This is a genomic window from Rhizobium sp. BR 317 (assembly GCF_047445835.1).
Taxonomy (GTDB): domain Bacteria; phylum Pseudomonadota; class Alphaproteobacteria; order Rhizobiales; family Rhizobiaceae; genus Rhizobium; species Rhizobium paranaense.
Map to the genome: position 1 here is coordinate 155,584 of NZ_JARWLB010000009.1, position 25,860 is coordinate 181,443.

General features: G+C 61.4%; 23 protein-coding genes. 17 read left to right on the forward strand and 6 right to left on the reverse strand.

Translation table 11 applies throughout. The features are described 5' to 3' along the window. The first annotated feature begins 20 nt into the window (after positions 1-20). The 5 genes from QD357_RS16455 to QD357_RS16475 are packed head-to-tail and all read left to right on the forward strand — an operon-like array spanning position 21 to position 5,665. Positions 21-1,628 (forward strand): carboxyl transferase domain-containing protein, encoded by a 1,608-nt coding sequence (locus tag QD357_RS16455; protein WP_107107433.1) that lies wholly within the window; start codon positions 21-23, stop codon positions 1,626-1,628. A 10-nt stretch (positions 1,629-1,638) separates the two neighbouring features. Then, positions 1,639-2,022 (forward strand): RidA family protein, encoded by a 384-nt coding sequence (locus QD357_RS16460; protein WP_107107434.1) that lies wholly within the window; start codon positions 1,639-1,641, stop codon positions 2,020-2,022. Between the two features lie 9 nt (positions 2,023-2,031). Then, entirely contained in the window at positions 2,032-4,020 is a 1,989-nt protein-coding gene (locus QD357_RS16465; RefSeq protein ID WP_107107435.1) for an acetyl/propionyl/methylcrotonyl-CoA carboxylase subunit alpha, read from the forward strand. Continuing rightward, complete coding sequence (locus tag QD357_RS16470) at positions 4,017-4,886, forward strand: hydroxymethylglutaryl-CoA lyase (RefSeq protein WP_107107436.1); 870 nt, start codon at positions 4,017-4,019, stop codon at positions 4,884-4,886. Before QD357_RS16465 ends, QD357_RS16470 begins: the two co-directional genes overlap by 4 nt. Beyond that, on the forward strand, positions 4,883-5,665 hold the full coding sequence (locus QD357_RS16475; protein WP_107107437.1) for a crotonase/enoyl-CoA hydratase family protein: 783 nt from the start codon (positions 4,883-4,885) through the stop codon (positions 5,663-5,665). The genes QD357_RS16470 and QD357_RS16475 overlap by 4 nt, the downstream gene beginning before the upstream one ends. Before the next feature lie 6 nt (positions 5,666-5,671). On the opposite strand, the gene QD357_RS16480 is transcribed toward QD357_RS16475, so the two are convergent. Continuing rightward, positions 5,672-7,045 carry a TIGR03808 family TAT-translocated repetitive protein gene (locus tag QD357_RS16480; protein ID WP_107107438.1) on the reverse strand — a complete coding sequence of 458 codons (1,374 nt, stop codon included), beginning with the start codon at positions 7,043-7,045 and terminating at the stop codon, positions 5,672-5,674. Between the two features lie 238 nt (positions 7,046-7,283). Between QD357_RS16480 and QD357_RS16485 the strand changes: the two genes are divergently transcribed. From QD357_RS16485 to QD357_RS16505, 5 genes are all read left to right on the forward strand, one after another. Further along, positions 7,284-9,602, forward strand: coding sequence for an EAL domain-containing protein (locus QD357_RS16485; RefSeq protein WP_107107439.1), 2,319 nt, complete (start codon positions 7,284-7,286; stop codon positions 9,600-9,602). Positions 9,603-9,695: 93 nt separating this feature from the next. After that, positions 9,696-10,268, forward strand: coding sequence for a TMEM175 family protein (locus QD357_RS16490; protein WP_107107440.1), 573 nt, complete (start codon positions 9,696-9,698; stop codon positions 10,266-10,268). A gap of 72 nt (positions 10,269-10,340) precedes the next feature. After that, positions 10,341-11,351, forward strand: a complete 1,011-nt coding sequence (locus QD357_RS16495; RefSeq protein ID WP_107107441.1) for a ligase-associated DNA damage response exonuclease — start codon at positions 10,341-10,343, stop codon at positions 11,349-11,351. Continuing rightward, entirely contained in the window at positions 11,351-12,988 is a 1,638-nt protein-coding gene (locus tag QD357_RS16500; RefSeq protein WP_107107442.1) for a cisplatin damage response ATP-dependent DNA ligase, read from the forward strand. Before QD357_RS16495 ends, QD357_RS16500 begins: the two co-directional genes overlap by 1 nt. 90 nt (positions 12,989-13,078) lie before the next feature. After that, positions 13,079-14,071 carry an alpha/beta hydrolase family protein gene (locus tag QD357_RS16505; RefSeq protein WP_107107443.1) on the forward strand — a complete coding sequence of 331 codons (993 nt, stop codon included), beginning with the start codon at positions 13,079-13,081 and terminating at the stop codon, positions 14,069-14,071. A gap of 4 nt (positions 14,072-14,075) precedes the next feature. Here the strand turns inward: QD357_RS16505 and scpA are convergent, their stop codons facing one another. After that, on the reverse strand, positions 14,076-16,208 hold the full coding sequence (scpA, locus tag QD357_RS16510) for a methylmalonyl-CoA mutase (protein WP_107107444.1): 2,133 nt from the start codon (positions 16,206-16,208) through the stop codon (positions 14,076-14,078). A 253-nt stretch (positions 16,209-16,461) separates the two neighbouring features. Then, positions 16,462-17,814: a methylmalonyl-CoA mutase family protein gene (locus QD357_RS16515; protein ID WP_414124615.1), complete on the reverse strand. Its 1,353-nt coding sequence runs from the start codon at positions 17,812-17,814 to the stop codon at positions 16,462-16,464. Between the two features lie 155 nt (positions 17,815-17,969). On the opposite strand from QD357_RS16515, the gene QD357_RS16520 reads away from it, so the two are divergent. Beyond that, on the forward strand, positions 17,970-18,773 hold the full coding sequence (locus QD357_RS16520) for a L,D-transpeptidase (protein WP_107107502.1): 804 nt from the start codon (positions 17,970-17,972) through the stop codon (positions 18,771-18,773). 153 nt (positions 18,774-18,926) lie between these two features. Beyond that, entirely contained in the window at positions 18,927-19,664 is a 738-nt protein-coding gene (locus tag QD357_RS16525; RefSeq protein ID WP_107107446.1) for a L,D-transpeptidase family protein, read from the forward strand. Between the two features lie 37 nt (positions 19,665-19,701). Here QD357_RS16525 and QD357_RS16530 read toward each other — a convergent pair whose 3' ends face one another. Beyond that, positions 19,702-20,163, reverse strand: a complete 462-nt coding sequence (locus QD357_RS16530; RefSeq protein ID WP_107107447.1) for a MarR family winged helix-turn-helix transcriptional regulator — start codon at positions 20,161-20,163, stop codon at positions 19,702-19,704. Positions 20,164-20,296: 133 nt separating this feature from the next. Between QD357_RS16530 and QD357_RS16535 the strand changes: the two genes are divergently transcribed. The 3 genes from QD357_RS16535 (at position 20,297) to QD357_RS16545 (ending at position 21,951) form a co-directional block, all read left to right on the forward strand. Then, complete coding sequence (locus tag QD357_RS16535; RefSeq protein WP_107107448.1) at positions 20,297-20,719, forward strand: organic hydroperoxide resistance protein; 423 nt, start codon at positions 20,297-20,299, stop codon at positions 20,717-20,719. A 130-nt stretch (positions 20,720-20,849) separates the two neighbouring features. Then, positions 20,850-21,233, forward strand: a complete 384-nt coding sequence (locus tag QD357_RS16540) for an MbcA/ParS/Xre antitoxin family protein (protein WP_107107449.1) — start codon at positions 20,850-20,852, stop codon at positions 21,231-21,233. Further along, positions 21,193-21,951 carry an RES family NAD+ phosphorylase gene (locus QD357_RS16545; protein ID WP_107107450.1) on the forward strand — a complete coding sequence of 253 codons (759 nt, stop codon included), beginning with the start codon at positions 21,193-21,195 and terminating at the stop codon, positions 21,949-21,951. The genes QD357_RS16540 and QD357_RS16545 overlap by 41 nt, the downstream gene beginning before the upstream one ends. Here QD357_RS16545 and QD357_RS16550 read toward each other — a convergent pair. Continuing rightward, complete coding sequence (locus tag QD357_RS16550) at positions 21,948-22,394, reverse strand: MarR family winged helix-turn-helix transcriptional regulator (protein ID WP_107107451.1); 447 nt, start codon at positions 22,392-22,394, stop codon at positions 21,948-21,950. The genes QD357_RS16545 and QD357_RS16550 overlap by 4 nt on opposite strands. Positions 22,395-22,467: 73 nt before the next feature. Between QD357_RS16550 and QD357_RS16555 the strand changes: the two genes are divergently transcribed. Together QD357_RS16555 and QD357_RS16560 are read left to right on the forward strand one after the other, a co-directional pair. Next, entirely contained in the window at positions 22,468-23,193 is a 726-nt protein-coding gene (locus QD357_RS16555; RefSeq protein WP_107107452.1) for a DUF899 domain-containing protein, read from the forward strand. Between the two features lie 284 nt (positions 23,194-23,477). Beyond that, positions 23,478-24,254, forward strand: a complete 777-nt coding sequence (locus QD357_RS16560) for a VOC family protein (protein WP_107107453.1) — start codon at positions 23,478-23,480, stop codon at positions 24,252-24,254. A gap of 38 nt (positions 24,255-24,292) precedes the next feature. Here the strand turns inward: QD357_RS16560 and QD357_RS16565 are convergent, their stop codons facing one another. Further along, entirely contained in the window at positions 24,293-25,822 is a 1,530-nt protein-coding gene (locus tag QD357_RS16565; RefSeq protein WP_107107454.1) for a helicase HerA-like C-terminal domain-containing protein, read from the reverse strand. Positions 25,823-25,860 lie beyond the last annotated feature (38 nt).

Here is a 25,860-nt window from a genome sequence, read left to right on the forward strand (position 1 = left end):
CCCAATTTTGGTGATACTGCATGACCGTCCTGAAATCCCAAATCTCCACGCATTCGGACCGTTTCAGGGACAATCGTGCCGCGATGCTGGAGGCGATCGGTGTGGCTAAGGCGGCGGCGTTGCGGGCGGCGGAGGGCGGCGGCGTGCAGGCGCGCGAGCGTCATGTCAGTCGCGGCAAGGTACTGCCGCGTGACCGGGTGGCGGGGCTGATCGATCCTGCGACGTCTTTCCTCGAAATCGGCGCGACGGCGGCTCACGGCATGTATGGCGATGAGGCGCCGGGAGCGGGTTTGATCGCCGGCATCGGCCGCGTTGCCGGCCGCGACTGCATGATCGTCTGCAACGATGCCACCGTCAAAGGCGGCACCTATTATCCGATCACGGTGAAGAAGCATTTGAGGGCGCAGGAGATCGCGGCTGAAAACAATCTTCCCTGCCTCTATCTTGTGGATTCCGGCGGGGCCAACCTGCCGAACCAAGATGAGGTCTTTCCAGATCGCGAACATTTCGGCCGCATCTTCTACAATCAGGCCAATATGTCGGCGGCGGGCATTCCGCAGATCGCCGTGGTCATGGGGTCGTGCACGGCGGGGGGCGCTTATGTGCCGGCCATGTCCGACGAGACCATCATCGTCGAGGGGCAGGGGACGATCTTTCTCGCCGGGCCGCCGCTGGTCAAGGCCGCAACCGGCGAGGTGGTGTCTGCCGAAGATCTTGGCGGCGGCGATGTGCACACGCGTCTATCCGGCGTCGCCGACCATTTGGCGCGCGACGATGCGCATGCGCTTGCCTTGGCGCGGCAGGCCGTGGCCAATCTCAATCGCCACAAACCGACGACCGTCGAACTGCGCGCGCCGGAGCCGCCGCTCTACGATCCGGAGGATATACTCGGCATCGTGCCCTCCGACCTGCGCACGTCCTACGATGTCCGTGAAATCATTGCCCGTATCGTCGATGGCTCACGCTTTGACGAATTCAAGGCGCGCTATGGCGCCACACTGGTCTGTGGCTTTGCCCATATTCACGGCATCCCCGTCGGCATCATCGCCAATAATGGCGTGCTGTTTTCGGAATCGGCATTGAAGGGCGCGCATTTCGTCGAGCTTTGCTCGCAGCGCAAAATCCCGCTGGTTTTCCTGCAGAATATCACCGGCTTCATGGTCGGCCGGAAATACGAAACGGAAGGCATTGCCAAGCACGGCGCCAAGCTGGTGACGGCGGTGGCAACGACGAAAGTGCCGAAGATCACCATGCTCATCGGCGGCTCCTTCGGCGCCGGCAACTACGGTATGGCCGGCCGGGCCTATTCGCCGCGCTTCCTCTGGACCTGGCCCAACAGCCGTATCTCGGTCATGGGCGGAGAGCAGGCGGCCGGCGTGCTGGCGACGGTGCGCGGCGAGGCCCTGGCGCGCGCCGGCAAGCCTTGGACAAAGGAGGAAGAGGCGGCCTTCAAGCAACCGACCTTGAAGATGTTCGAGACCCAGAGCCACCCACTCTACGCCTCAGCGCGTCTGTGGGACGACGGTATCATTGACCCGCGCAAGAGCCGTGATGTGCTGGCTCTGTCGCTTTCCGCCGCGCTCAACGCGCCGGTCGAAGACACGCGCTTCGGCCTGTTCAGGATGTGAGGAGATTGAGATGAAACGCGACATCGTCAATGCCAAGAACGCACCGCAGCCGCGCGGCGGCTACGCCCAGGCCGTCAAACTGGAGAATTTTGAGAGATTGCTGTTTGTCAGCGGCCAGATTCCGACGACCGCCGATGATACGCTTCCCGAGGGATTTCAGGCGCAGGCGCGTCAGGTCTGGCTCAATGTCGACGCACAGCTCAAGGCTGCGGGGATGAGCAAGGCCGACATCGTCAAGGTCACCACCTTTCTCGCCGATCGTCACCATACGCTCGAGAACCGCGAGATCCGCAGTGAGTACTTGGGCTCGCTCGCCCCGGCGATGACGGTGGTGATCGCGGGGATTTTCGACACCGCGTGGCTGCTCGAAGTCGAGGTCGTCGCCGCGCAATAGGGTTTGCCAATGTTTTCAAGGATATTGATCGCCAATCGCGGAGAAATCGCCTGCCGGGTCATCCGGACGGCAAGGCGGCTGGGCATCCGCACGGTCGCCGTCTATTCGGACGCCGACAGAGATGCGTTGCATGTGGCGTTGGCGGACGAGGCCGTTCACATCGGTCCGGCGGCTGCGAGCGAAAGCTATCTTTCGAGGGAGCGGATCATCGCCGCCGCACGGCGATCCGGCGCCGAGGCCATTCACCCCGGCTATGGCTTTCTCTCGGAAAATGCCGATTTCGCCGAGGCCGTCGAAGCCGCAGGACTGGTTTTTACCGGCCCATCGCCGGCCTCGATCCGCGCCATGGGCCTGAAGGACGCGGCCAAGGCGTTGATGGAGCGCGCAGGCGTGCCTGTCGTTCCCGGCTATCATGGTGATAAACAGGACACGGCTTTCCTTGCGGAGCGGGCAACAGAGATCGGCTTTCCTATTCTTATCAAGGCGCGGGCAGGCGGCGGCGGCAAGGGCATGCGGCGGGTGGATCGACCGGAAGATTTTGTGGCCTCGCTGGAAGCGGCAAGACGCGAGGCGAAATCCGCTTTCGGGGACGACGCCGTGCTGATCGAAAAATATTTGACCCAGCCCCGGCATATCGAAATCCAGGTCTTCGGCGACAGCCATGGCAATGTCGTGCATCTTTTCGAGCGCGATTGTTCTTTGCAACGCCGTCATCAGAAAGTGATCGAGGAGGCGCCGGCCCCCGGCATGACGGAGGAGATGCGCAGCGCCATGGGCGAAGCTGCCGTCCGCGCAGCCCGCGCCATCGATTATCGCGGTGCCGGCACTGTCGAATTCATTGCCGATGTCTCCGATGGCCTGTCGCCGGATCGCTTCTTCTTCATGGAGATGAACACCCGCCTGCAGGTCGAGCATCCTGTCACCGAGGCGATAGCCGGCGTCGATCTGGTCGAATGGCAATTGCGGATTGCCGGCGGCGAGCCCTTGCCGAGAACCCAGGCCGAACTCTCCATCGACGGTTGGGCCTTCGAGGCACGGCTTTATGCCGAAGACCCATCGCGGGGTTTCCTGCCGGTGACCGGCACGCTCTCACATCTCAGATTTCCGGAGGGCGATGTCCGCATCGATACCGGCGTGCGCGAAAGCGACAGCATTACACCGCATTACGATCCCCTGATCGCCAAGCTCATCGTCCATGCGCCAACCCGTCAAGCGGCCCTCGCCAAGCTGACGCGAGCGCTGCAGGATACCCAGGCGGCGGGAACGGCAAGCAATCTCGATTTCCTGGTTCGATTGAGCCAGCAGCCGGATTTCGTTGCGGGCCATCCGGATACGGGCCTGATCGACCGCGACGCGGAGAGGCTGACTGCAGCACCGATACCGGACGATATCGCGCTTGCCATTGCCGCCATCTTCGAGGCCGGAGGCATGGCGCGATCCCTGGAGAGCGACCCGTGGCAAGCGCTTGGCGCTTGGCAGCTTTGGGGTGAGGTGAACCGCCCTGTCACCTTGCATCACAGTGGCGGCCACACGAACGGCCGCGTGATTGCGAAAGGGCAGGATCGATACTCCGTGCATTTCGATGGTCGCGCGCTCGCCGTTCAGATCATCAGCCGCAATGATGGCTGCTGCCGCGTGGAGATCGACGGGCGGCAATTGCGTGCCGACTTTTTCCAGATGCCGCACAGCATGACGTTGTTCCTCGATGGCCACACCCATCATTTCCATCGGGCCGACCCACTGGATAGCGCTGAAGAGGCGGCCGTTGGCGGCGACCGGCTGATTGCGCCGATGCCCGGCCTCATCAAGATCGTTCGGGTGCAGGAAGGCGACATGGTCGCAAAGGGCGAGGCGCTGATCGTCATGGAAGCCATGAAGATGGAGCTGACGCTGACGGCGACGCGCGACGGTGTGGTGGAAAGCCTGCATGTCGGCGAAGGGGATCAGACCAGCGAGAGCGCTGTCCTGCTATCGCTCCGGCCGGAGGACACGCAATGACCGACCGCACTTCCAACCATGTCACAATAGTAGAAATGGCGCCGCGAGATGGCCTGCAGAACGAAAAGCGGCTGATCGACACGGGCACCAAGATCGAACTCGTGGATCTGCTGTCCGATTGCGGTTTCGAGCGCATCGAAGTCACCAGCTTCGTCAGTCCGAAATGGGTGCCTCAGCTCTCCGATGCTGCCGATGTCATGGCCGGGATCAAACGCAAGCCCGGTGTTCGCTATGCGGTGCTGACGCCGAATATGCAGGGGCTGGAGGCGGCGCTTGCAGCAGGCGCCGACGAGGTGGCGATCTTCGCGTCTGCCTCCGAAAGCTTTTCACTCCGCAATATCAATTGCTCCATCGCCGAAAGCATCGAGCGTTTCCGGCCGGTGGCCGCGGCGAGCCGTGATCGTGGCATTCCGCTGCGCGGCTATGTCAGTTGCGGCGTCGAATGCCCCTATGAAGGCGCAGTGCCGCCGGCAAATGCCGCAAGCGTCGCTCGGCAATTGCGCGAACTCGGCTGTTACGAGATCAGCCTCGGCGATACGATCGGCAGGGGCGAACCGGAGGCGGTAGACAGAATGCTGGAAGTCGTGCTTGCCGATCTCCCCGCCGCCATGCTGGCCGGTCATTTTCACGATACTTCGGGCCGGGCATTGGACAATATCGGCGTAGCCCTGGATCGGGGCATCCGGGTGTTTGATGCCGCTGCCGGCGGTCTCGGCGGCTGTCCTTTTGCGCCCGGCGCCAAAGGCAATGTCGATACCGTGGCGGTTCACCACTATCTGGCACTGCACGGTTTCGAAACAGGCCTCGATGACGAGAAGCTTGCCCAAGCCGCCGCTTTTGCCCGCAGCCTGAGGAGCGTCGCATGACATCGCAAACCATCCATATCGCCATCGAGGAACGTGGTGTCGCCCGCCTGACCTTGGCGCGCCCGGAAAAGCACAACGCCCTGTCGGCCGAGATGATCGATGCCCTGACGGAGGCGGCTTACGATCTCGGCAGGGACGCAAGCGTGCGCGTGGTGGTTCTTGCGGGTGAAGGCGGAAGCTTTTGCGCCGGCGGCGATCTCGGTTGGATGCGCGCCCAGTTCGATGCCACCCGTGCGGGACGCATCGTCGAAGCCCGGCGGCTTGCCATGATGTTCAAGGCACTGAACGAATTGCCGAAGCCGCTGATCGCCCGCGTGCATGGCAATGCCTTCGGCGGCGGCATCGGCATCCTCAGTATCTGCGATATGGCGATTGCCGCGGCGACGGCTCGTTTCGGCCTGACGGAGGTTCGGCTCGGCATCATCCCCGCCACGATCAGCCCCTATGTCATTGCTCGCATCGGCGAGGCCAAGGCTCGCCCGCTCTTCCTGTCTGGCAAGATCATTGACGCCTGGCAGGCCCATGCGGCCGGCCTGCTGTCCCGGGTCGTCCCGGAGGACGCACTCGACGAAGCCATCGAATCCGAAATCCGCCACCTGCTTGCCGCCTCGCCGCAGGCCGCGGCGCGGGCAAAGGCACTGGCTCGTTCTCTCGGCATGCCGATCAGCGATGAGCTTATTGATCGCGTCATCACTCAACTGGCCGATACGTGGGAGACGGAGGAAGCAAGGGAAGGGGTTACGGCCTTCTTCGAGCGGCGGGAGCCAAGCTGGAGATAGCGGCGTTTAAATCAGCCTGTTTCTCTCTATCGTCAGTTGTGGAAACTCTCCGCTCTCTGTTATCGTAAGGTCGCCGGAAGCTGGTTTGTCCCACCGAAAGCCGAAGACTGCGCCTTTTTCCATTTGCTGGAACAGATTGTCGGAGATGACAGCCGCGCCGGCACCATCGGCGACGGAAACGGCGCAGCCGATAGGGGCTTGGCGGACGATGTTGCCGGTGGCGACGATGTTGCGGAGATAGGGACCCCAGCCGAGTTTCAGGCCCCAGAGCGGGGCGTTTTCGATGAGGTTCGAGGCAATCAGCGTGTCGGCTTCGGCTGAGATCCCGATGCCGAAGCCGCTTTCCTGGGGGTAGGGGCCGGTCAGGGACAGGTTGCGGATGATATTGCCGGTGACGCTGGCAAGCCGCCCGCCCTTGTCGAAATTGGCAATGGCGATACCGTTGGCAGCACCATCGACGAGATTGTTGCTGACCACGGCGCCTTCGAACTCGAATTCGCAGAAGATCGCCGTTTCGCCGGAGCGCAAGCACTGATTGCCGGTGATCTGCACGCTCGAGGCTGAATTGGCGCGGACGGCAGTGAAGGCGCAATCGGCTATCTGGTTGCCGGAGACCAAAACGCCGTCGGCGCGAAAGATGTTGATGCCGTTGCCGTTCTGGCCGGTGCCGCCATCATTGGCGCCGATGCGGGAGATGCGATTGCCGGTGACGATGCTGCCGTCTTCGCCCTTGTCCCAGCGATGAATGAGGACGCCGCCATTGCCGCAATCCTCGACCGTATTGCCCGCGACTGTCAATCCGGTCGACTGGACCGCATAAAGGCCGGCTTCGGCTGCCCCCGAAATGCGGCTGCGTTCGATCCGCCCGCCGCAGCGCTCCAATTGCAGTGCATGTTTGCGGCTGCCGGCGATGTCGCAATTGTCGATTAGCACCTGGTCGACGCCGGTAAATTGCAGCAACCCGCCGGCATAGTCGGCAAGCCAGCGGTTGCCGCCATCAAGGACGAGGCCGGACAGTTCGATGCGTTTCGCCTTGTCGGCGCTCATCAGATGGCCTTCGCCGCCATAGACCAGCCGCGAAGCGCCGGGGATGCCGGTAACGCGCGTATTATCGGGCAACGAAAGGTTCGACACATTGTAATTGCCGGGCGGCAGAAAGACCGGCGCGTTGTCGCGCGCGGCGCTGTCAATCATCGCCTGAAGCTTGCCGCTTCTGATGTCGCTGGTGCCCGGTGTCGCCTTGTAGGCGATGGCATCGATCGGTCCACGCATCTCGGCGCCGGCCATCTTGGCGAGCGGCGCAGAAAAGGCGCTTCGGGCAAACAGGCCGGTTGCAGCCGAGGCGGCGATATAGGCAATGAACGCGCGGCGCTGGACCATTATCAACTCCTGAAACGAACCTTGCAGAAGCAGGAACCGTGCCATGCGCGCCTGTCCCGATTTGGCACGAAAAGAGCTGTTTTCGTAGAATTAGGCCGCCCGTTTCTCGCAGGTTCCGCCGTTTTATCCTTTCGTTCACCCATCCGCTTAAGAGCCTCGAAGGAAGCGGGAGCTATAATGATCGCGTTTCGGTTGTGACATTTGATGAAGCTGCGGCCGGGTTGGGAGAATGCACATCATGAATAAGCCGGCTCTTCAGCACGTCCGGTCAGGCGAGCGCAGTCGTTCGCTTGATATTGAGACGGAGCGCCTGTTGGCAGCGACGCAGGCGCTGATGGCGGCGAATGCGCACCATGTCGCCGATGGCATCGAGCAACTACGCCTCAAGGCGATCGTGCATGAACTGCCGGATTTTCTTTTCGTCAAGGATCGGGAAAGCCGCTTCGTCTTCGCCAATGCCGCCACGGCAAAAAGTCTCGGCATGGAAAGAGCAAGCGCGCTGACCGGCAAGACCGATTTTGATCTGGTGCCGCTGGAGCGGGCTACGAAATACTACCGCATCGAGCAGGAAATCATCGCTACCGGCAAGCCGCGGCTTGATATGGAGGACGTCATTCCCTCCGCGAACGGCGGCAAGCCGGTCTATCGGCTGACCTCGAAGTTACCGCTGCGCAACGATCGTGGCGAGGTGATCGGCCTGATCTGCACGTCGCGCGATATTACCGAGCGCAAGCGCCAGGAGCATCTGCGCCGCAGCCAGGCCGAACTTTTGGAAATGATCGCCAAGAGCGAGCCGCTGGAGATGATCCTCGAGGCGCTGGTATTAATGGTCGAGGATCAGATGACCGACATCAAGGGGTCGGTGCTGCTGCTCGATCCTGAAGGCATCCGTCTCTCCCATGGTGCGTCACCCAATCTGCCTGCCGCCTATAGCCGCCTGATCGACGGCATCGCCATCGGCCCGAAGGTCGGTTCCTGCGGTACGGCCGCCTGGCGTGGCAAGCCGGTCTTCGTTAGTGACACCCAGACGGACCCGCTCTGGGAGGATTTTAGTGCTCTAGCCGCGCAGTACGGCCTGCGCTCGTGCTGGTCGACGCCGATCGTGACCTCGCAGAGCAATGTGCTCGGCACGTTCGCGCTCTATTCCGGCACCGTGCGCGAGCCGACCGAACGCGAGCTGGAGCTGGTGGCCATGGCGACCCACATTGCCGGCATCGCCATCGAGCGCAAGCGCGCCGAAGACCGTATTTACTTCATGGCCCATCATGACGACCTGACCGGCCTGCCGAACCGTGCCTTTCTCAAGGAGAACATGGCGAAGATCCTGTTCAAGGCGCGTCGAAACGGCCGCAAGGTGACGGTCGCCTATGTCGATCTCGACAATTTCAAGCAAGTCAATGACAGCCGCGGCCACAGCGCCGGCGACGAGCTGTTGAAGGAATTGACGGCGCGCATGGTCGATAGCCTCAGGGCCTCCGACATGGTGGTACGACTCGGCGGCGACGAATTCCTGCTGGTCATCGTCCATCAGTCGCGCCACGACACCGGCATCACGCGGCGGCTGCGCGAACTGCAGAAGGCGATTACGCAGCCGGTGATGATCGGGGAAATCGAGGTCGCCGTGACGAGCAGTATCGGCGTTGCCGCCTTTCCGGCCGATGGCGAGACGCCGGATGAGTTGATCGCCTGCGCCGACGCGGCCATGTACAAGGCCAAGGAACATGGCCGCAACCGATTGCAATATCATATCCATAGGTCGGACGCGGGTGGCACCATGCCGCTGAGCGAGCAGGAAGAATTGCGCAGCGCCATCGGCGCCAAGCAGTTCTTCCTGGAATACCAGCCGCAGGTCGATGTCGCGAGCGGCCGCATCGTCGGACTGGAAGCGCTGGTGCGCTGGCGTCATCCGCGCCACGGCATGCTGCCGCCCGGTCAGTTTATCCCGCTTGCGGAAGAATCCGGGCTGATCATCCCCCTCGGCTTATTCGTGCTGAACGAGGCCTGCCGACAGGCCAAGGAATGGCAGGCGATGGGCCTGCCGCCGCTTACGATCGCCGTCAATGTTTCGGCGCGGCAATTCAGCGATCCGGCGCTTGCCGCGCATGTCACCGAAGCTCTGGAGGCGAGCGGCCTCGACCCGCAATGGCTGGAGCTCGAGTTGACGGAAAGCACGTTGATGCATGACGTGCCGCGCGCCCTGCATGTGATGCAGGCGCTGAAGGCGCTTGGCGTGCGCCTGTCCATCGACGATTTCGGCACGGGCTATTCCAGCCTGGCGGCGCTGAAGACCTTTCCCTTCGACCGTCTCAAAATGGACCGCTCCTTCGTCGAGGCGTTACCGCGCGACGAGACGACCGTCGCCATCGCCTCCGCCGTCATCTCGCTCGCGCGCCGGCTCCGCCTTGCTGTCGTCGCCGAAGGCGTGGAGACGGACGAGCAACTCGAATTCCTGCGCCAGGCTCAGTGCCATGACGCCCAGGGCTTCTATTTCTCGCGGCCGGTCGGGGCGGCGGAAATCTCGAGGATTCTGACGGACGCCCGCGATCGCCTCGCTTGAACCCATCCCTGTCCGCTGTAATTCTGCCTCCATATACGCAGGCCCTTAAATTGATTCTGTCCGAGGCCTGACGCGAAGAGGGGAAGTCGATTTATGGGCAAGGGGCGTATCGAAGCCTTTTCCGATGGCGTGATCGCCATCATCATCACCATCATGGTGCTGGAATTGAAAGCGCCGCATGGCGAGGGGCTGCAGGCGCTCATACCGCTGATCCCGACGCTGCTTTCCTATGTTCTAAGCTTCGTCTACGTCGGCATCTACTGGAACAATCACCATCATATGTTCCAGGCGGTGAAGCATGTCAGGGGCGGCGTGCTTTGGGCGAACCTGCATCTGCTGTTCTGGCTGTCACTGATGCCCTTCGCCACCGGCTGGATGGACGATAACGACTTCGCCATGACCCCGGTGATGGTTTATGGCTTCGTCTTGCTGATGTGCGGTTTCGCCTACTACATCCTCGGACGGATGCTGATCCGGGTGCATGGCACGGATTCCGATTTTGCCCACACACTCGGCCCGGATGGCAAGGCCGCGCTCTCCGTCAGCCTCTACATCCTCGCGATCATCCTTGCCGCCATCAATCCGTTTATCTCCCTCGGCATCTATTTCATCGTCGCCTGCATATGGCTGGTCCCGGACCGGCGCTTCGAGCGGATGCTGAAGTAGTGGAAGGCGAATTCGCTCAAAAAGCGCCAATGATCGCTACATAATTGCATAAATCACGCTATCTTTTGTCCTATGAGACCGGATCAATTGCTGTATCCCGCCCCTGAGGGGCTGTTCTGCCCGATCGGTGGCTTCTATGTCGATCCGGTGCGACCGGTCGAGCGGGCGTTGATAACGCATGGACATTCCGACCATGCCCGCGCCGGCCATGGCCGGGTGCTCGCCACCCGCCAGACCCTGGACATCATGCGGATACGCTATGGCGATGATTTTGCCGGATCGGAGCAGGCGGTCGGTTTCGGCGAGGAGCTGACCATCAACGACGTTCGGGTGCGGTTTCATCCGGCCGGTCATGTGCTTGGTTCCGCGCAGATCGCGGTAGAGAAGGATGGGCTGCGCATCGTCGTATCCGGCGATTACAAGCGGCGGCCCGACCCGACCTGCGCTGCCTATGTGCCCGTTCCCTGCGATGTCTTCATTACCGAGGCGACCTTCGGATTGCCGGTGTTCCATCATCCCGATCCGCTGGACGAGACGGCGAAGCTCCTGGCTTCGCTCCGGCAATTTCCCGAGCGCACCCATCTCATCGGCGCCTACGCGCTGGGCAAGGCGCAGCGCGTCATCCGGCTGCTGCGCGATGCCGGTTACGACAGGCCGATCTATATTCACGGCGCGTTGGAGACGTTGTGCGATTATTATGCCGGGCAGGGCATCGTCCTCGGCGAATTATTGCCGGCAACGATCGAAAGCCGGGATCAGTCGATCTTCAAGGGCGCTGTCGTCGTCGGACCGCCATCGGCTTTTTCCGATCGCTGGGCGCGGCGATTCCATGAACCTCTGCCCGCCTTTGCGTCGGGATGGATGATGGTGCGCCAGCGCGCCAAGCAGCTCGGCGTCGAGCTGCCGCTCGTCATTTCGGATCATTGCGATTGGCCGGAGCTGACGGAGACCATTTCGGAGCTGAAGCCGGGAGAAGTCTGGGTCACCCATGGACGCGAAGAAGCGCTTGTGCGCTGGTGCGAATTGCAGGGCATTCCGGCCAAGCCGCTGCATCTGATCGGCTATGAGGATGAGGGGGACTGATGAAAGCCTTCGCAGATCTCCTCGATCGCCTGGTGCTGACGCCGAGCCGCAACGGCAAGCTGAAGCTGCTCACCGACTATTTCCGCGATACGCCCGACCCGGATCGCGGCTACGGTCTTGCGGCAATCGCCGGCACGCTCGAGGTGCGCAACGTCAAGCCGGCGATGCTGCGCGAGCTCGTGCTTGAACGCATGGACGAGGTGCTGTTTCGCTATTCCTATGATTATGTCGGTGATCTCGCCGAGACCATCTCGCTGGTCTGGGACAAGGAAAGCGACATCGTCCGCCCGGCGGGCGAGCAGCCGAAGCTCGGCGAGGTGGTGCGTCGGATGAATGCGCTGGGGCGTACCGAGGTGCGCAGCTTCGTTCGCGACCTGCTCGACCGGCTGGATACGTCAGGCCGGTTTGCTTTTCTGAAGCTCGCCACCGGCGCGCTGCGTATCGGCGTGTCGGCGCGGCTTGCCAAGCAGGCTTTGGCGGAGCTGAGTGATAAGGACGTGACCGAGATCGAAACGCTGTGGCATGGGTTGCAGCCGCCCTATGAGAGCCTGTTTCAGTGGCTGGAGGGCAAGGGCGACAAGCCGGTGCTGGCGACGCCGGCGATCTTTCATTCCGTCATGCTCGCCAATGCCGTCGAGCCCGGCGATCTCACTGGGCTCGATCCCCTGGATTATGCCGCCGAGTGGAAATGGGACGGCATCCGCGTCCAGCTTTCGCGGGCGGGTATGACGAGTAAGCTCTATTCCCGCTCCGGCGACGATATCTCCGGCGCTTTTCCGGACATCGTCGATGCCATCAGCTTCGAAGGCGTCGTCGACGGCGAATTGCTGATCGGTGGCACGGCGCGCTCCAACAGCCCGACACGCACCTTCTCCGATCTGCAGCAGCGGTTGAACCGCAAGACGGTGACTGCGAAGATGCTGGAGGAATACCCGGCCTTTATCCGTGCCTATGATCTGCTGTTCGACGGCGAAGAGGATGTGCGTGCCCGCGGATTTCTTGATCGGCGCGAACGGCTGACGGAAATTATCGAAGCCGCACCCCACGATCGTTTCGACCTCTCGCCGCTGGTCGATTTTACCTCCTGGGAAGAGTTGGACCGCTTGCGGTCGGCGCCGCCGGATCCCGTGATCGAAGGCGTCATGATCAAGCGCCGCGACAGCGCCTACCTCGCTGGCCGCGCCAAGGGGCCGTGGTTCAAATGGAAGCGGAACCCATACAATGTCGATGCCGTGCTGATGTATGCCCAGCGCGGCCATGGCAAACGTTCCAGCTACTATTCCGATTTCACCTTCGGCGTCTGGTCGATGACACCGGAGGGTGAACAACTGGTGCCGGTCGGCAAGGCCTATTTCGGCTTCACGGATGCCGAGCTGGAGGTGCTCGACAAGTTCGTGCGCAACAATACGATCGATCGTTTTGGCCCAGTAAGAGCGGTGCGCGCCGATCGCGATTTCGGCTTCGTCCTCGAGGTCGCTTTCGAAGGGATCAATCGCTCGACGCGGCACAAGTCCGGTGTCGCCATGCGTTTTCCGCGAATTGCGCGTCTCAGGCCCGACAAGCCGCCCTACGAGGCGGATCGGCTGGAAAATTTGGTGGCGCTGATTGACGCCAAGGCCCCTGCCGTTGATGAATAGATCTTGGTTGATTCCTCACCACAATGTGAGTTGGCCTCGTCTTTCAACCCGTGCAGATTTCGATTCGCCGGGCATATTTGGACAGATCATATGACAACGTCTGAAGACAACGCATTTCGCCCCAGTCGCCGTACCATTCTTGCCGGTCTTGCCGTAACACTTTTTGCTCCCAACATCGCAAAGGCTGCCGAAACCGCGGCTCCTGTCGCCAAGTCGGTTGATGCCAAGGTTATAGATCCCCAAACTAGCAAGCCGGCCGTCGCAGTGGCCGAGCCTCCGCTTCTGGTTGGCGATTATGCCAAGGAGCGCCACAAGTTCCGCACCGAGCTTCTGAACAAAGGTCCGGCGCCCGACAAATATGAGCCGTTGGTCGCGCCATCAGACGCCGATCAGATTTTCTATCGCAGCGGTCTCGGCGGCGAGCTGGAACTCGTTGCCTGGGTATCGCGCTATGAGCGCACGCCGAAGCCGAGGCCCGCCGTGCTCTTCCTCCATGGTGGCAACGCCATCGGTCAGGGCCATTGGCTGCTGATGAAGCCTTATGTCGATGCCGGCTACGTCGTCATGATCCCGTCGATGCGCGGCGAAAACGGCCAAAAGGGCAATTTCTCGGGTTTCTATGACGAGGTTTCCGACGTTCTCGCCGCATCCGACCGTCTGCGCCACCTGCCGGGCGTTGATCCGCATCGCCTCTTCCTCGCGGGGCACAGCGTCGGCGGTACGCTGGCGATGCTGGCGGCAATGTCGGCCAAACGCTTCCGCGCGGCCACTCCCATGTCAGGCAATCCGGATGCCTTCGCCTTCTTCCATCGTTATCCGGAGGATATCCGCTTCAACGCGAAAAATCCGCGCGAATTCCAGATGCGCTCGCCGATCTGCTATGCCCACAGCTTCAAATGCCCTTTGAAGGTCATGCAAGCCAGCGAAGAGGGCACTTTGCAGGCCCGGGCGACGCTGCTTTCTAAGCGCGCTCTTGCTGGCGGTGTCAAAATGGAAGTGGCGACGGTTCAGGGCAATCACAACTCGTCGCTACCGGGTGAAATCGAACAGAGCATCCAGTTTTTCAAGAGTGTGGCGGCCTAAACGATCAGCGCATCAGCCGATCGACCAAGGCCGCCGCCGCCTCTGCAATCACCGTTCCCGGCGGGAAAATCGCGTCCGCTCCGGCGGTTTCCAATGCAGCGAAATCCTGGGGTGGGATGACGCCGCCGACGGCGATGAGGATGCGGCCGGCATGGCGGCGGGTCAGCGCTTCCTTGAGTTCCGGCACCAGCGTCAGATGACCGGCGGCAAGTGATGACGCGCCGATGATGTCGGCGCCTTCCCGAACCGCGAGATCTGCCACTTCCTCCGGCGTCTGAAACATCGCACCGACGATGACATCGAAGCCGAGATCGGCGAAGGCTGTGGCGATGACCTTCTGCCCGCGGTCGTGTCCATCCTGCCCCATCTTGGCGACGAGGATGCGGGGCTTCTCGCCCTTCGCCTTGCGAAAAGCTTCCACCTTGGCAATCGCTTTGTTGAACAGAGGATCGGCATTGCCGACTTCCTTGCGGTAGACGCCGGATATGGTTCTGATCTCCGCAACATGCCGGCCGTAGGCCTTTTCCAGCGCCAGCGAGATTTCGCCGACCGTCGCTCTCGCTCGCGCTGCCTTCACGGCGAAATCCAGGAGATTACCGGTGCCGTTGCGCGCGGCTGCGGTTAGGGCCTCCAAAGCGGTCTCCACCGCTGCCGTCTCACGCGTGCCCTTCAATTGCTGCAGTTTCGAAAGCTGGCGGGCGCGGACTTCGGAATTGTCCACCTTCAGCACGTCGACTTCGATATCCTGTTCAGGTCGCGAGAAATTGACGCCGACCACGGTCTGGTGGCCGCTGTCGATACGCGCCTGCGTGCGAGCGGCCGCCTCTTCGATCCGGAGCTTCGGAATGCCCTTTTCGATCGCCTTGGCCATGCCGCCCAGCGCTTCGACCTCTTCGATATGGGTAAGCGCGCGGGCTGCCAGATCATGCGTCAGCCGCTCGACATAAGCCGAGCCGCCCCAGGGATCGATGATCCCGGTCGTGCCGGATTCCTTCTGCAGCAGGATCTGTGTGTTGCGGGCGATGCGGGCCGAATGATCCGTCGGCAGAGCAAGCGCTTCGTCGAAGGAATTGGTGTGCAGGGACTGGGTATGGCCCTGCGTCGCCGCCATGGCTTCGACCATGGTGCGGATGATATTGTTCATCGGATCCTGCGCCGTCAACGACCAGCCAGAGGTCTGGCTGTGGGTGCGAAGCGCGAGCGACTTCCCACCCTTCGGCGCAAAGTTCTTCTGCATCAACGCGGCCCAGATCAACCGTGCGGCACGCATCTTGGCGACTTCCATGAAGAAGTTCATGCCGACCGCCCAGAAGAAGGAGAGGCGCGGTGCGAAACTGTCGATATCCAGCCCGGCGGCCACCCCGGCACGGGCATATTCGATGCCGTCGGCGATCGTATAGGCGAGCTCCAGATCCGCCGTCGCACCGGCCTCCTGCATATGGTAGCCGGAAATCGAGATCGAATTGAATTTCGGCATCCGCTGGCTGGTATAGCTGAAAATGTCCGACACGATCCGCATCGAGGGCTGCGGCGGATAGATATAGGTATTGCGGACCATGAACTCCTTGAGGATGTCGTTCTGGATCGTGCCCGAGAGCTTGTCCTCGGAAACGCCTTGCTCCTCGGCGGCGACGATATAAAGCGCCATCACCGGCAGCACCGCGCCGTTCATGGTCATCGACACGCTCATCTCACCAAGCGGGATGCCATCGAAAAGCTGGCGCATGTCGAGAATGGAATCGATCGCCACGCCCGCCATGCCGACATCGCCGGCAACGCGCGGATGGTCGCTGTCATAGCCGCGATGGGTGGCAAGATCGAAGGCGACGGAAAGGCCCTTCTGGCCGGCCGCGAGATTGCGGCGGTAAAAGGCGTTCGATTCCTCGGCGGTGGAAAAGCCCGCATATTGCCGGATGGTCCAGGGTTGCTGGACATACATGGTCGGATAGGGGCCGCGGACGAAGGGAGCAGCGCCGGGATAGGTGTCGAGGAAATTCAGGCCGGCAAGGTCGGCCGTGTCGTAGATGCGCTTGACGGCGATGTCTTCCGGGGTCTGCCAAGCTGGGGCGCCGGTTTTCGGCGTCGTGGCTTGGGGTTTTGCCCAAGGGATGGTCGCGAAATCGGGGATGGAGGTCATGGGGCCGATACCTCCGCATATGCCGCGCTTGCGCCACCCGCCTCTGTCACTGTCGTGACATCTCCCCCACAAGGGGGGAGATCGGTAGCGCGTGGCGCCCTCTTACCCGAAACAAACATCGAATCTGTTGAAATAAAGTTTTGTTGTGCCGTCGAACGGCGCGTCAAACTCCAAACGATCTCCCCCCTTGTGGGGGAGATGTCACGAAGTGACAGAGGGGTGTGTGCACTTCCCGCAAATTCCACAGCCGCCATCATGCCGCCACCTCATCCAGTCGCACTGGTGCCAACCCCATGCACTCCGCCACGGGCCCTAATTCTCCCAGGATAACTACCGACCGCTCTGCCTTCGCAGCAAACAATGTCGTCCCCACAATCGGCTTCGCCGCACGGTTCGTTTTCGCCTCGGCCACCATCGCCGCCAAGCGGCCACTGGCGATAATCTCCGCAAGCCCGCCATTCCGCTCGATGCCCACGAAAATCTCCCAGGCCTTTTCCGCCAAAGTCTCGGTCAGCGCCTCGATCCCGCCGGCCCCGGCGGCCGGGTCGACGACGTGGTCGAGATGGCTTTCGGCAATCAGGACGGTCTGCGTATTGCGCGCCAGACGCCGCGCCAGCGGATCGGGAATGCCATGGGTCAAGCTATGCGGCAGCACGGAAATCTCGTCGGCGCCCCCGGTGCCGGCAGAGAAGACGGCTATCGTGTTGCGCAAGATGTTGGTTTCCGGGTCGAGCCGGGTAAGCATGCGGTAGCTCGTTTCCATGTAGAGATGGGCCGTCGGCGGGTGGGAAATGCCGCAGACCTCCGCGATGCGGGCAAAGATCATGCGTGCGGCGCGCGCTTTCGCCATGGTGACGAATTGGTTCTGATCGGCAGACAGACAGAGACTCGCCGCGTTCAGGGTCGCCTCCGGTGCGATGCTCGCCTGATCCAATAGTTTCAGATGGCCGACGAGCGCCGCCGCCATGACGGCCAGTTCCTGGGCCTCCGTTCCGCCGGCATTGTGCACGGCACGACCGTCGGCATTGACGAGGGTTCCAGCAAAACCGGTATCGCGCAGGCGCCGGAAGCTCTCCGTCATCTCCTGTGCCATGCCTTTGGAGGCGAAAACGTCGAGGCCGAAATGCATGGTCGGGAGATGCTGGCTTGTCGCGAATGCCGACGCCAGTGCTGCGGCAAAAGCCGGCGAGAGGCCGTCAAGGCGCAGCGAGACGGCGTTGCCTGAAACCGAAGCCGCCAATCTTGCTGCAAACGCCTCGATGTCTGCGTCGATGCCGACACCAAAGGCCGAAGGGCTGGCTTTTGAGATCAGGTTGACGCCGCTAGCCCCGTTGGCGATATCCTCGTCGAGTTGGGTGAAAGCGCGCTCGATATCCGGATCATCCATACGCTGGCTGACGATCCAAGGACGGTCGATATGGCGGCGGGCCAATGGTGTGGTATCGGAGCGACGGGCATAGAGCGGCTCGATCGCGATGCCGTCATCCGTTCGCGATACCAGCGCCTCCTGGAAGTCTGCGCCCTTCAGCGCCCGGTCCACCAGCTTGAGCCATGCCGCACGACTTGCCGGAGCAAAAACGTTCGGGTCGAGACTGTCGATATTCATGCTATCCTCCGTCCCCATGGTCTAACCCAAGCCAGGGCAAGGTAAAACAGAAGTTTGGCCAGATGCCGCAATATCTTCGCCTTCGACGCCAGGTTCGCGCCAGCCGCGCCGGTCATCATGTGGTTGACCGATCCGTATTCAACTGGTTCCCGATGATGGCCGATCTCTTGCCCGCTTCCCGTCGCCTGCTCGCTGTCGCCGCTCTTGCTGCGCTCTCCGGCTGCAGCATTATTCCCGATACCGGGGCGACCGATCCCGATCGATTTGCTCAGGAAACCGCGCCCATCTTCTATCAGCCTGAAGGCATCGATCCGCAGAAGGTGGGGCGCCTTCCGGTACAGCCAGTGCCGCAGGCGCGCGACCTTTTCCGCTCGCAATTCAATCAGACCTATGGCCTGCCGACGTCCAATCCGGTGCATCAGGCCATGTACGCGCAGAAGAGTGAAGACGATTTCACCCTGCCGGCGATCCCCTACAAGCGGATAGACCCGCGTTTTCTGCGTCAGGAAGTGGACTACCGGACCAATGAAAGACCCGGCACGATCGTCATCGACACGAGGGGGCACTATCTCTATTTCGTCGAGCCGGGCGGCAGGGCGATGCGTTATGGCGTTGGCCTTGGCGCGGCCGGTTATGCCTGGCATGGCAGAGGCGTCATCCAGTGGAAACAGAAATGGCCGCGCTGGACGCCGCCAAGCGAAATGGTGGCCCGCGAACCGGAGATCAAGCCGGTTTCGGCCCAACGCGGCGGTATGAATCCCGGGCCGACCAATCCCCTCGGCGCCCGCGCGCTCTATATCTTCCAGAATGGCAGGGATACGCTCTATCGCATTCACGGCACGCCGGATTGGCAGTCGATCGGCAAGCAGGCGTCATCCGGTTGCGTACGCATGCTGAACCAGGATGTGATCGATCTCTTCAATCGTGTGTCGGCAAAGGCGGAAGTTGTCGTTCAGTAGTGACAGATTGCAACAAATTTTCGTGATGTTGCATAAGTGCGATAGCCGGGCTGCACTGCGCTCTTTAGTTTTATTCCTGTCTCTGCGAATCTAGCCGGGAACCGAATCGGGTTGGTTCGGGTTTCCGCTTCCAACAGGAATGATGCTGTCGACATGAGCCTGCCTTCTTCTCTTTCCCGACGAAATTTCCTCGCCCTTGCGGGCATCGGCGCCGTTTCGACGCTCGCCGGCTGCGCTTCCACGGTCGAAAGCAACCCGATCGTCAGCCCGGTGCAGTACAGCGGTTCGACCTATCGCCCCGTCGGCAGTTGGCTTTCCAGCTATAATGGCGAGCAGCCGGACCCGGCCGTAATCTATGCGGCTATGGATGACGGCGGCTTCCATCTTCCGGCGATACCCTATCAGCAGATCGATCCGAAATATTATCGTCAGCGCGTTGTCGATCCGACCGGCGAGCCGCCGGGTACTGTCGTCGTCAACACGCGCGAGCGCTTCCTTTATGTTACCGAGCCGGGCGGCACGGCTATGCGCTATGGTATCGGCGTCGGCCGCGAAGGTTTTGCCTGGCAGGGCCGCGGTGTCATCCAGTGGCGCAAGAAGTGGCCGCGCTGGAACCCGCCGGACGAAATGGTCGCCCGCCAGCCGGAACTCGTTAAATATTCCATCGCCAACGGCGGCATGGAACCTGGCCTGAAGAATCCGCTCGGGGCGCGCGCGCTTTATATTTTCGAGGACAAGCAGGATTCGCTCTACCGTCTGCACGGCAATCCCGATTGGCGCTCCATCGGCAAGGCGGTGTCCTCGGGCTGTGTCCGCCTGCTCAATCAGGACGTCATCGATCTCTATGACCGTGTGCCGGAACGCGCGCCGATCCTGGTCACGCAGGCCTAAGTTTTGGACATGTTGTTGACGAGTGGAATTTAACGGCTCATTCGGCCGTTAAATTCGCTCTCAACCGCTGCAGTCGGTCGCGCAGACTGGCCATTTCATCCATGTCGCAGCCGACGGCTTCGCCGATGGCGGCCATGATCGTAGCGACCTGGCATTTCATGCCGGTGCCCTTTTCCGTCAATGAAACGATGACCTGCCGTTCGTCCTTTGGGTCGCGCACGCGGCCGATCAGGCCGGCTTGCTCGAGGCGTTTCAACAGCGGTGACAGCGTGCCCGAATCGAGGTCAAGCTGCTCGCCGATGGTCTTGACCGGTAAGCAGCCCTTTTCCCAGAGCACCAGCATCACCAGATATTGCGGATAGGTCAGGCCGACACGATCGAGGATCGGTTTGTAGGCGCGGTTGAAGGCATGGGCAGTTGCGTAGACGGCAAAACAAAGCTGCCGTTCCAGCCGCTTTTCCTCATCCGGGATTGCCCGCTCCTGCACCTCGTCCGTCATCGCTGCTCCCGCCAGTTTCTTGTTGATCTCATTGTCACAGGTTCATTTTTCAAAATCAAATTACAAAAATATATTGCGCACGATTAAATCGCGTTATATACAGTCTTCATCCAACTCGCAAAGGAGATCTGACATGCCTATCCTCTACACCACCAAGGCTTCTGCCACCGGCGGCCGTGCGGGCCACGCCGTTTCTGAAAACGGCGTTCTTGACGTTACCCTGACCGTGCCGAAGGAGCTCGGCGGTGACGGCGCTACCGGCACCAATCCTGAGCAGCTCTTCGCTGCGGGCTATTCCGCCTGCTTTCTGGGCGCCCTGAAATTTGTTGCGGGTCAGCAGAAGGTCAAGATTCCGGAAGACGCCAAGGTGACGGCAACGGTCGGCATCGGGCCGCGTGCGGATGGCACCGGCTTCGGCATCGAAGTCTCGCTGTCGGTTCATATTCCCGGCATGGACAAGGCCGAAGCTGAAAAGCTCGCCGCTGCCGCTCACATCGTCTGCCCCTATAGCCATGCCATGCGCACCTCCACGGAAGTGCCGGTCACGGTTGCCTGAGAATAGGCTTTTCCATCTTCCGAACTGACGGAACGGATGCGACAAAAGGAGCGATAGGCATTTCGGTGCATGTCGCTCCTTTTCTTTTGCAAGAAATTTGCTATATACTTTCTTGGGAAAGGATGTCGCCATGATACATGCTCAAGCGATCAGTCATGCAAATCCGGGTGAGGCCCTGGTCATCACCAAGGCGGTCGTTAATGCCGCGGATCGGCTGGGGTTGAACGCGCGCATGCTCGCTGCCGTCATCGGCGTTTCGGAAGCGACGGTGTCGCGCATGAAGCGGCAGGATCATCTTTTGGAGCGGCATAGCAAACCATTTGAACTCGCCGTTCTTTTCGTGCGCCTGTTTCGCTCGCTCGATGCCATCGTCGGCGGCGATGAGGCCGTGGCGCGGCAATGGCTGCGCAATGTCAATCTCGCCTTCGGCGCGACGCCGCTCGAAAAAATCACCTCCATTTCCGGATTGACCGATGTCCTTGCCTATCTGGACGCCCGCCGCGCTCTCGTCTGAGGCTCGGTCGATTTCCGGCCGCTATTGGCGGCTGGTGGAGGCGCAGCATCAGGTCTCGACGTTGAAACTGGTCGATACGCTGGAAGAGCAGGCGCTTCTCGAACATCTGCTGGAGGAGAGCAAGCCGGCGCTACCGCCAGAATGCATCGGCCTGGACTACCTCTTGGCGACCCCTTTCCGCTATGGAGCGGTCTATCCTCACGGCTCACGCTTCAGACGGGCGGGGCGTACTCTAGGCGTCTTCTATGCTTCCGAACGGGTCGAAACGGCGCTGGCTGAAATGAGCTTTTACAGGCTGCTTTTCTTTGCCGATTCTCCGGAGACGCCGTTGCCCGCCAATGCCGCGGAATATACCGCCTTCGCCGCCGCAATAGCCACCGAGCAGGCGATCGATCTCACCCATTCGCCGTTGGATCGGGATCGCGAGGCCTGGAGCGATCCTGTCAGCTACGAAGCTTGCCAGTCTCTTGCCGACGCAGCGCGGGCAGGGGGCATCCAGGCAATCCTCTACCGCTCCGTTAGGGATTCCCAGGGCGGGAAGAATCTTGCGCTTCTAACGGCCCATGCCTTCGCTGCGCGAGAACCCGTTGAACGCCAGACCTGGCGCATCCGGCTGTCGCCCGCCGGCGTTCAGGCACTCTGCGATTTCCCGAAAAGCCGTATCGGTTTTGCGCGCAGCGATTTTGGCGCCGATCCCCGTATGCGAAATAGCGCTTAAGACAGCGCCAGCAGATCCTGCCGCAACCGCTCAGCATTGCCGTCGGGCAATCTTGTCTCCACCTCGGCATGCGTCACCTTCCAGATCGGCACGGCCGCCGCAAGCACCGCTTTGCCCGTCGGCGTCAGGCTGAGCAACCGGGCTCGGCGATCCCGGGGATTGGGCAGAATGGTCACCCAGCCCCGCCGTGTCAGCGGTTTTAAGGCCGCTGTCAGTGTCGTCTGGTCTATTGCGAGAAGGGTTGCGACCGGCCCCATGGCCGCAGGCTCCGGCCTGTTTAGCGACATCATCAGAGAAAACTGGCCGTTGGTGAGCCCGAGCGGCCTCAGTGCCTCGTCGAAACGGCGCGCCAAGGCCCGAGCGGCGCGCTGCACATGCAGGCAAAGGCAAGTATCGCGCACCAGTAGTGTTGTCTCGAAAGGAATCTCAATCACGTTTGACATGGTTTAGTAATATTGATATCAATCTATTTGTCAAGTTTTGGTACGATGTGAACGCCGGAGGAGGGCGCGGGCAATGAACCAAATCGTCTCACGCGAGGTGTGGCTGGAGGCCCGCCGCGAGCTGCTAGCCAAGGAAAAGGAAGCGACGCATCTGCGTGACCATGTCAACGCCGAACGCTTGGCGCTGCCTTGGGTCAAGGTCGACAAGGATTATGTTTTCGACACGCCCACGGGCAGGAAATCGCTTGCGGAACTCTTCGATGGGCGCAGTCAACTCATCGTCTATCACTTCATGCTCGGCCCGAATTGGGAGGCCGGATGTCCCGGTTGTTCGTTCCTCGCCGATCATTTCGACGGTGCGCTGCCACATCTCAATCACCACGACGTCACCCTCGTTGCCGTGTCCCGTGCGCCGATCGAGAAGGTGGAAGCCTACAAGAAGCGCATGGGCTGGGAGTTTCCCTGGGTCTCCTCCTTCGCCAATGACTTCAATTTCGATTACCACGTCTCGTTTTCCGAAGATCAACTCGCTGGCGAGACGGTGTTCTACAATTTCACCGACATGGACCGGTCCGAGGGTCATGACGAGCTACCGGGCCTCAGCGCCTTCTATAAGGACGAGGTGGGCAATGTCTTCCATACCTATTCCAGCTACGCCCGCGGCCCGGAAGAGCTGATCGGGACATTGATGATCCTCGACCGCGCGCCCAAGGGCCGCAACGAAGGCCGAACCATGGATTTCGTGCGCCGCCACGATGAATATGAGGAGGCCCCAAAGGCGCAATCGTGCTGCCACTGAGCATGACAGCGTAGGCTGCGCGGCTTTCCTGGAAATCGCGTGGGAACAAGATCCGAAGTGCCGTGTTTAGAGCACTACGGGGTATAGGGCTTGGCCAATCGCCAAGGAGAGACGCGATGAGGGCGGAACTGACGGAAGAGCACACTCCTGCAGTCGGCCAGCTATCGTGAAGGCATCACACTTATCGACGACAATGAACGCATCTTTTCCTCGTGCCAGCCGGACTGAAGCTGGAAGGAATTCATGATCGCCAATCACCGCCGCAAGCAATAGGGAGATCTAAAATGGCTGCGAAGGGATATTTTGTCTGGTACGAACTCATGACCACCGATATGGCCGCGGGAGAGGCCTTCTACCGCAAGGTTGTCGGCTGGGACGCCAAGGATGCCGGCATGCCGGATATCGAGATGGCCTATACTCTGTTCAGCGCCGGCGCCGGCCCGATCGCCGGCATGATGATCCTGCCGGACGAGGCCAAGGCCATGGGCACGCCGCCCTGCTGGACCGGCTATATCAGCGTGCCGAACGTCGACGAAGCGGCCAAGACGATCGCCGCTAAGGGCGGCAAGGTCTATCGCGAGCCGGGAGACATTCCGGGTGTCGGCCGTTTCGCCGTCGTCGCCGATCCCTATGGCGCCGCCTTCTGCATCTTCACGCCACTGCCCAGTGAGGGCTGGGAGCCGTCGGAACCCAATGCTCCCGGCTATGTCGGCTGGCACGAACTCTATTCTGGCGACGGTCCGAAAGCCTTTGACTTCTATTGCGACATGTTCGGCTGGGAATCGAGCTCCGATTTCGACATGGGGCCGATGGGCACCTACAAGATCTTCAAGATCGGTGACCGCGACTTCGGCGGCATCATGACCAAGCCGGCGGAAATGCAGATGGCCGCCTGGAACTTCTATTTCAATGTCTCGGCAATCGATGCTGCCATTGGCCGCGTCAACGAAGCCGGCGGCAAGGTCGTCAACGGCCCGATGGAAGTCCCCGGCGGTAGCTGGATCGTCCAATGCACCGACCCGCAAGGCGCGTTCTTCTCGCTCGTTGCACCGGCGCGGTAAGGTCTTCCCCTTCTCCCCACGGGGAGAAGGGGTCTTAACTACCGCTTCAAGCTTCCCAAAATCCCTCTCACCAGCGCCCGGCCAACCTGCGTCGCGACCGTGCGCGCGACGCTCTTCATCGCCGCTTCCATGATCGTCTCGCGCTGGTAGCCGGCACGGCCGCGGCTTGCCGGCTTGTTGTCGTCGCCACCGAAGCCGGGGAGCGTCCAGCGGCCGCCGGCGCTTCCGTCGTTTTGTTTTGCAGCATCCTGCTCGGCGGCCTTGCGGGCGCGGGCGGTGAGGATTTCGAAGGCGGATTCGCGGTCGACCGTCTCGTCATAGAGGCCGGCAACCGGGCTGGCATTGATGATGGCCAGGCGCTCGGTGTCGGTGACCGGGCCGATGCGGCCCGACGGCGGCCGGATCAAGGTGCGTTCGACGATCGAGGGCGCTCCCTTGCCTTCGAGCATGGAGACCAGCGCTTCGCCGGTGCCGAGCGTGGTGATGACTTCGGCACAATCGAAGGCGGGGTTCGGCCGGAAGGTTTCGGCGGCCGTCTGGACTGCCTTTTGTTCGCGCGGCGAATAGGCGCGCAGCGCATGCTGTACACGGTTGCCAAGCTGGGCGAGCACGGTTTCCGGCACGTCGAGCGGGTTCTGTGTGACGAAATAGACCCCGACGCCCTTGGAGCGGATCAGGCGCACGACCTGTTCGACGCGCTCGATCAGCACCTTTGGCGCATCGTTGAAGAGAAGGTGGGCTTCGTCGAAGAAGAACACCAGCCTCGGCTTTTCAGGATCGCCGACTTCCGGCAGTTCCTCGAAGAGTTCGGAAAGCAACCACAGCAGGAAGGTGGCGTAGAGGCGCGGGTTCATCATCAGCTTGTCGGCGGCAAGCACCGAAACTTGCCCGTAACCGTCATTGCTGACGCGCATGATGTCGGAAATCTTCAGCGCCGGTTCGCCGAAGAAGTTTTCCGCTCCTTGCTGCTCCAGAACCAGCAGAGCCCGCTGGATCGAGCCGACGGAAGACTTCGAGATGAGGCCGAACTGGCTAGAAAGCTCGCTGGCATGGTCGCCCATATAGTTGAGCAAGGCCTGCAAATCCTTGAGGTCGAGCAGCGCCAGACCATTATCATCGGCAATCTTGAAGGCGATGTTGAGCACGCCTTCCTGCGCTTCCGAGGCGTCCATCAGCCGTGCCAGCAACAGCGGCCCCATCTCGGCGATGGTGGTGCGCACGCGATGACCCTTTTCGCCGTAGAGATCCCAGAAGATCACCGGGAACTGATCGAATTCGTAGGGCTTCAGGCCGATCTCCTCGGCACGCTTCAAAAGGAAATCCTTCGGCTCGCCTTTGGCGGCGATGCCGGAGAGGTCGCCCTTGATGTCGGCGCAGAAGACCGGCACGCCGGCCTTGGAAAAACCCTCCGCCAGCACCTGCAGGGTCACTGTCTTGCCGGTGCCGGTCGCGCCGGTGACGAGACCGTGGCGATTGCCGAATTTCAGCGTCAGATACTCGTCCTTGTTGATGCTCTCGTCCGGATTGCGGCTCGCGCCGACGAAAATCTGTCCATCCTGCTGCAGCATCAGGCGTCGTCTCCCTTTGGGCGGCGGCACGGCAACCC

What these genes read in the sequence shown, in the direction of transcription:
- QD357_RS16455 (WP_107107433.1), top strand. Translation starts at nt 21, where the DNA reads ATGACCGTCCTGAAATCCCAAATCTCCACGCATTCGGACCGTTTCAGG.
- QD357_RS16460 (WP_107107434.1), top strand. Translation starts at nt 1,639, where the DNA reads ATGAAACGCGACATCGTCAATGCCAAGAACGCACCGCAGCCGCGCGGC.
- QD357_RS16465 (WP_107107435.1), top strand. Translation starts at nt 2,032, where the DNA reads ATGTTTTCAAGGATATTGATCGCCAATCGCGGAGAAATCGCCTGCCGG.
- QD357_RS16470 (WP_107107436.1), top strand. Translation starts at nt 4,017, where the DNA reads ATGACCGACCGCACTTCCAACCATGTCACAATAGTAGAAATGGCGCCG.
- QD357_RS16475 (WP_107107437.1), top strand. Translation starts at nt 4,883, where the DNA reads ATGACATCGCAAACCATCCATATCGCCATCGAGGAACGTGGTGTCGCC.
- QD357_RS16480 (WP_107107438.1), bottom strand. Translation starts at nt 7,045, where the DNA reads ATGGTCCAGCGCCGCGCGTTCATTGCCTATATCGCCGCCTCGGCTGCA.
- QD357_RS16485 (WP_107107439.1), top strand. Translation starts at nt 7,284, where the DNA reads ATGAATAAGCCGGCTCTTCAGCACGTCCGGTCAGGCGAGCGCAGTCGT.
- QD357_RS16490 (WP_107107440.1), top strand. Translation starts at nt 9,696, where the DNA reads ATGGGCAAGGGGCGTATCGAAGCCTTTTCCGATGGCGTGATCGCCATC.
- QD357_RS16495 (WP_107107441.1), top strand. Translation starts at nt 10,341, where the DNA reads ATGAGACCGGATCAATTGCTGTATCCCGCCCCTGAGGGGCTGTTCTGC.
- QD357_RS16500 (WP_107107442.1), top strand. Translation starts at nt 11,351, where the DNA reads ATGAAAGCCTTCGCAGATCTCCTCGATCGCCTGGTGCTGACGCCGAGC.
- QD357_RS16505 (WP_107107443.1), top strand. Translation starts at nt 13,079, where the DNA reads ATGACAACGTCTGAAGACAACGCATTTCGCCCCAGTCGCCGTACCATT.
- scpA (WP_107107444.1), bottom strand. Translation starts at nt 16,208, where the DNA reads ATGACCTCCATCCCCGATTTCGCGACCATCCCTTGGGCAAAACCCCAA.
- QD357_RS16515 (WP_414124615.1), bottom strand. Translation starts at nt 17,814, where the DNA reads ATGAATATCGACAGTCTCGACCCGAACGTTTTTGCTCCGGCAAGTCGT.
- QD357_RS16520 (WP_107107502.1), top strand. Translation starts at nt 17,970, where the DNA reads ATGGCCGATCTCTTGCCCGCTTCCCGTCGCCTGCTCGCTGTCGCCGCT.
- QD357_RS16525 (WP_107107446.1), top strand. Translation starts at nt 18,927, where the DNA reads ATGAGCCTGCCTTCTTCTCTTTCCCGACGAAATTTCCTCGCCCTTGCG.
- QD357_RS16530 (WP_107107447.1), bottom strand. Translation starts at nt 20,163, where the DNA reads ATGACGGACGAGGTGCAGGAGCGGGCAATCCCGGATGAGGAAAAGCGG.
- QD357_RS16535 (WP_107107448.1), top strand. Translation starts at nt 20,297, where the DNA reads ATGCCTATCCTCTACACCACCAAGGCTTCTGCCACCGGCGGCCGTGCG.
- QD357_RS16540 (WP_107107449.1), top strand. Translation starts at nt 20,850, where the DNA reads ATGATACATGCTCAAGCGATCAGTCATGCAAATCCGGGTGAGGCCCTG.
- QD357_RS16545 (WP_107107450.1), top strand. Translation starts at nt 21,193, where the DNA reads ATGTCCTTGCCTATCTGGACGCCCGCCGCGCTCTCGTCTGAGGCTCGG.
- QD357_RS16550 (WP_107107451.1), bottom strand. Translation starts at nt 22,394, where the DNA reads ATGTCAAACGTGATTGAGATTCCTTTCGAGACAACACTACTGGTGCGC.
- QD357_RS16555 (WP_107107452.1), top strand. Translation starts at nt 22,468, where the DNA reads ATGAACCAAATCGTCTCACGCGAGGTGTGGCTGGAGGCCCGCCGCGAG.
- QD357_RS16560 (WP_107107453.1), top strand. Translation starts at nt 23,478, where the DNA reads ATGGCTGCGAAGGGATATTTTGTCTGGTACGAACTCATGACCACCGAT.
- QD357_RS16565 (WP_107107454.1), bottom strand. Translation starts at nt 25,822, where the DNA reads ATGCTGCAGCAGGATGGACAGATTTTCGTCGGCGCGAGCCGCAATCCG.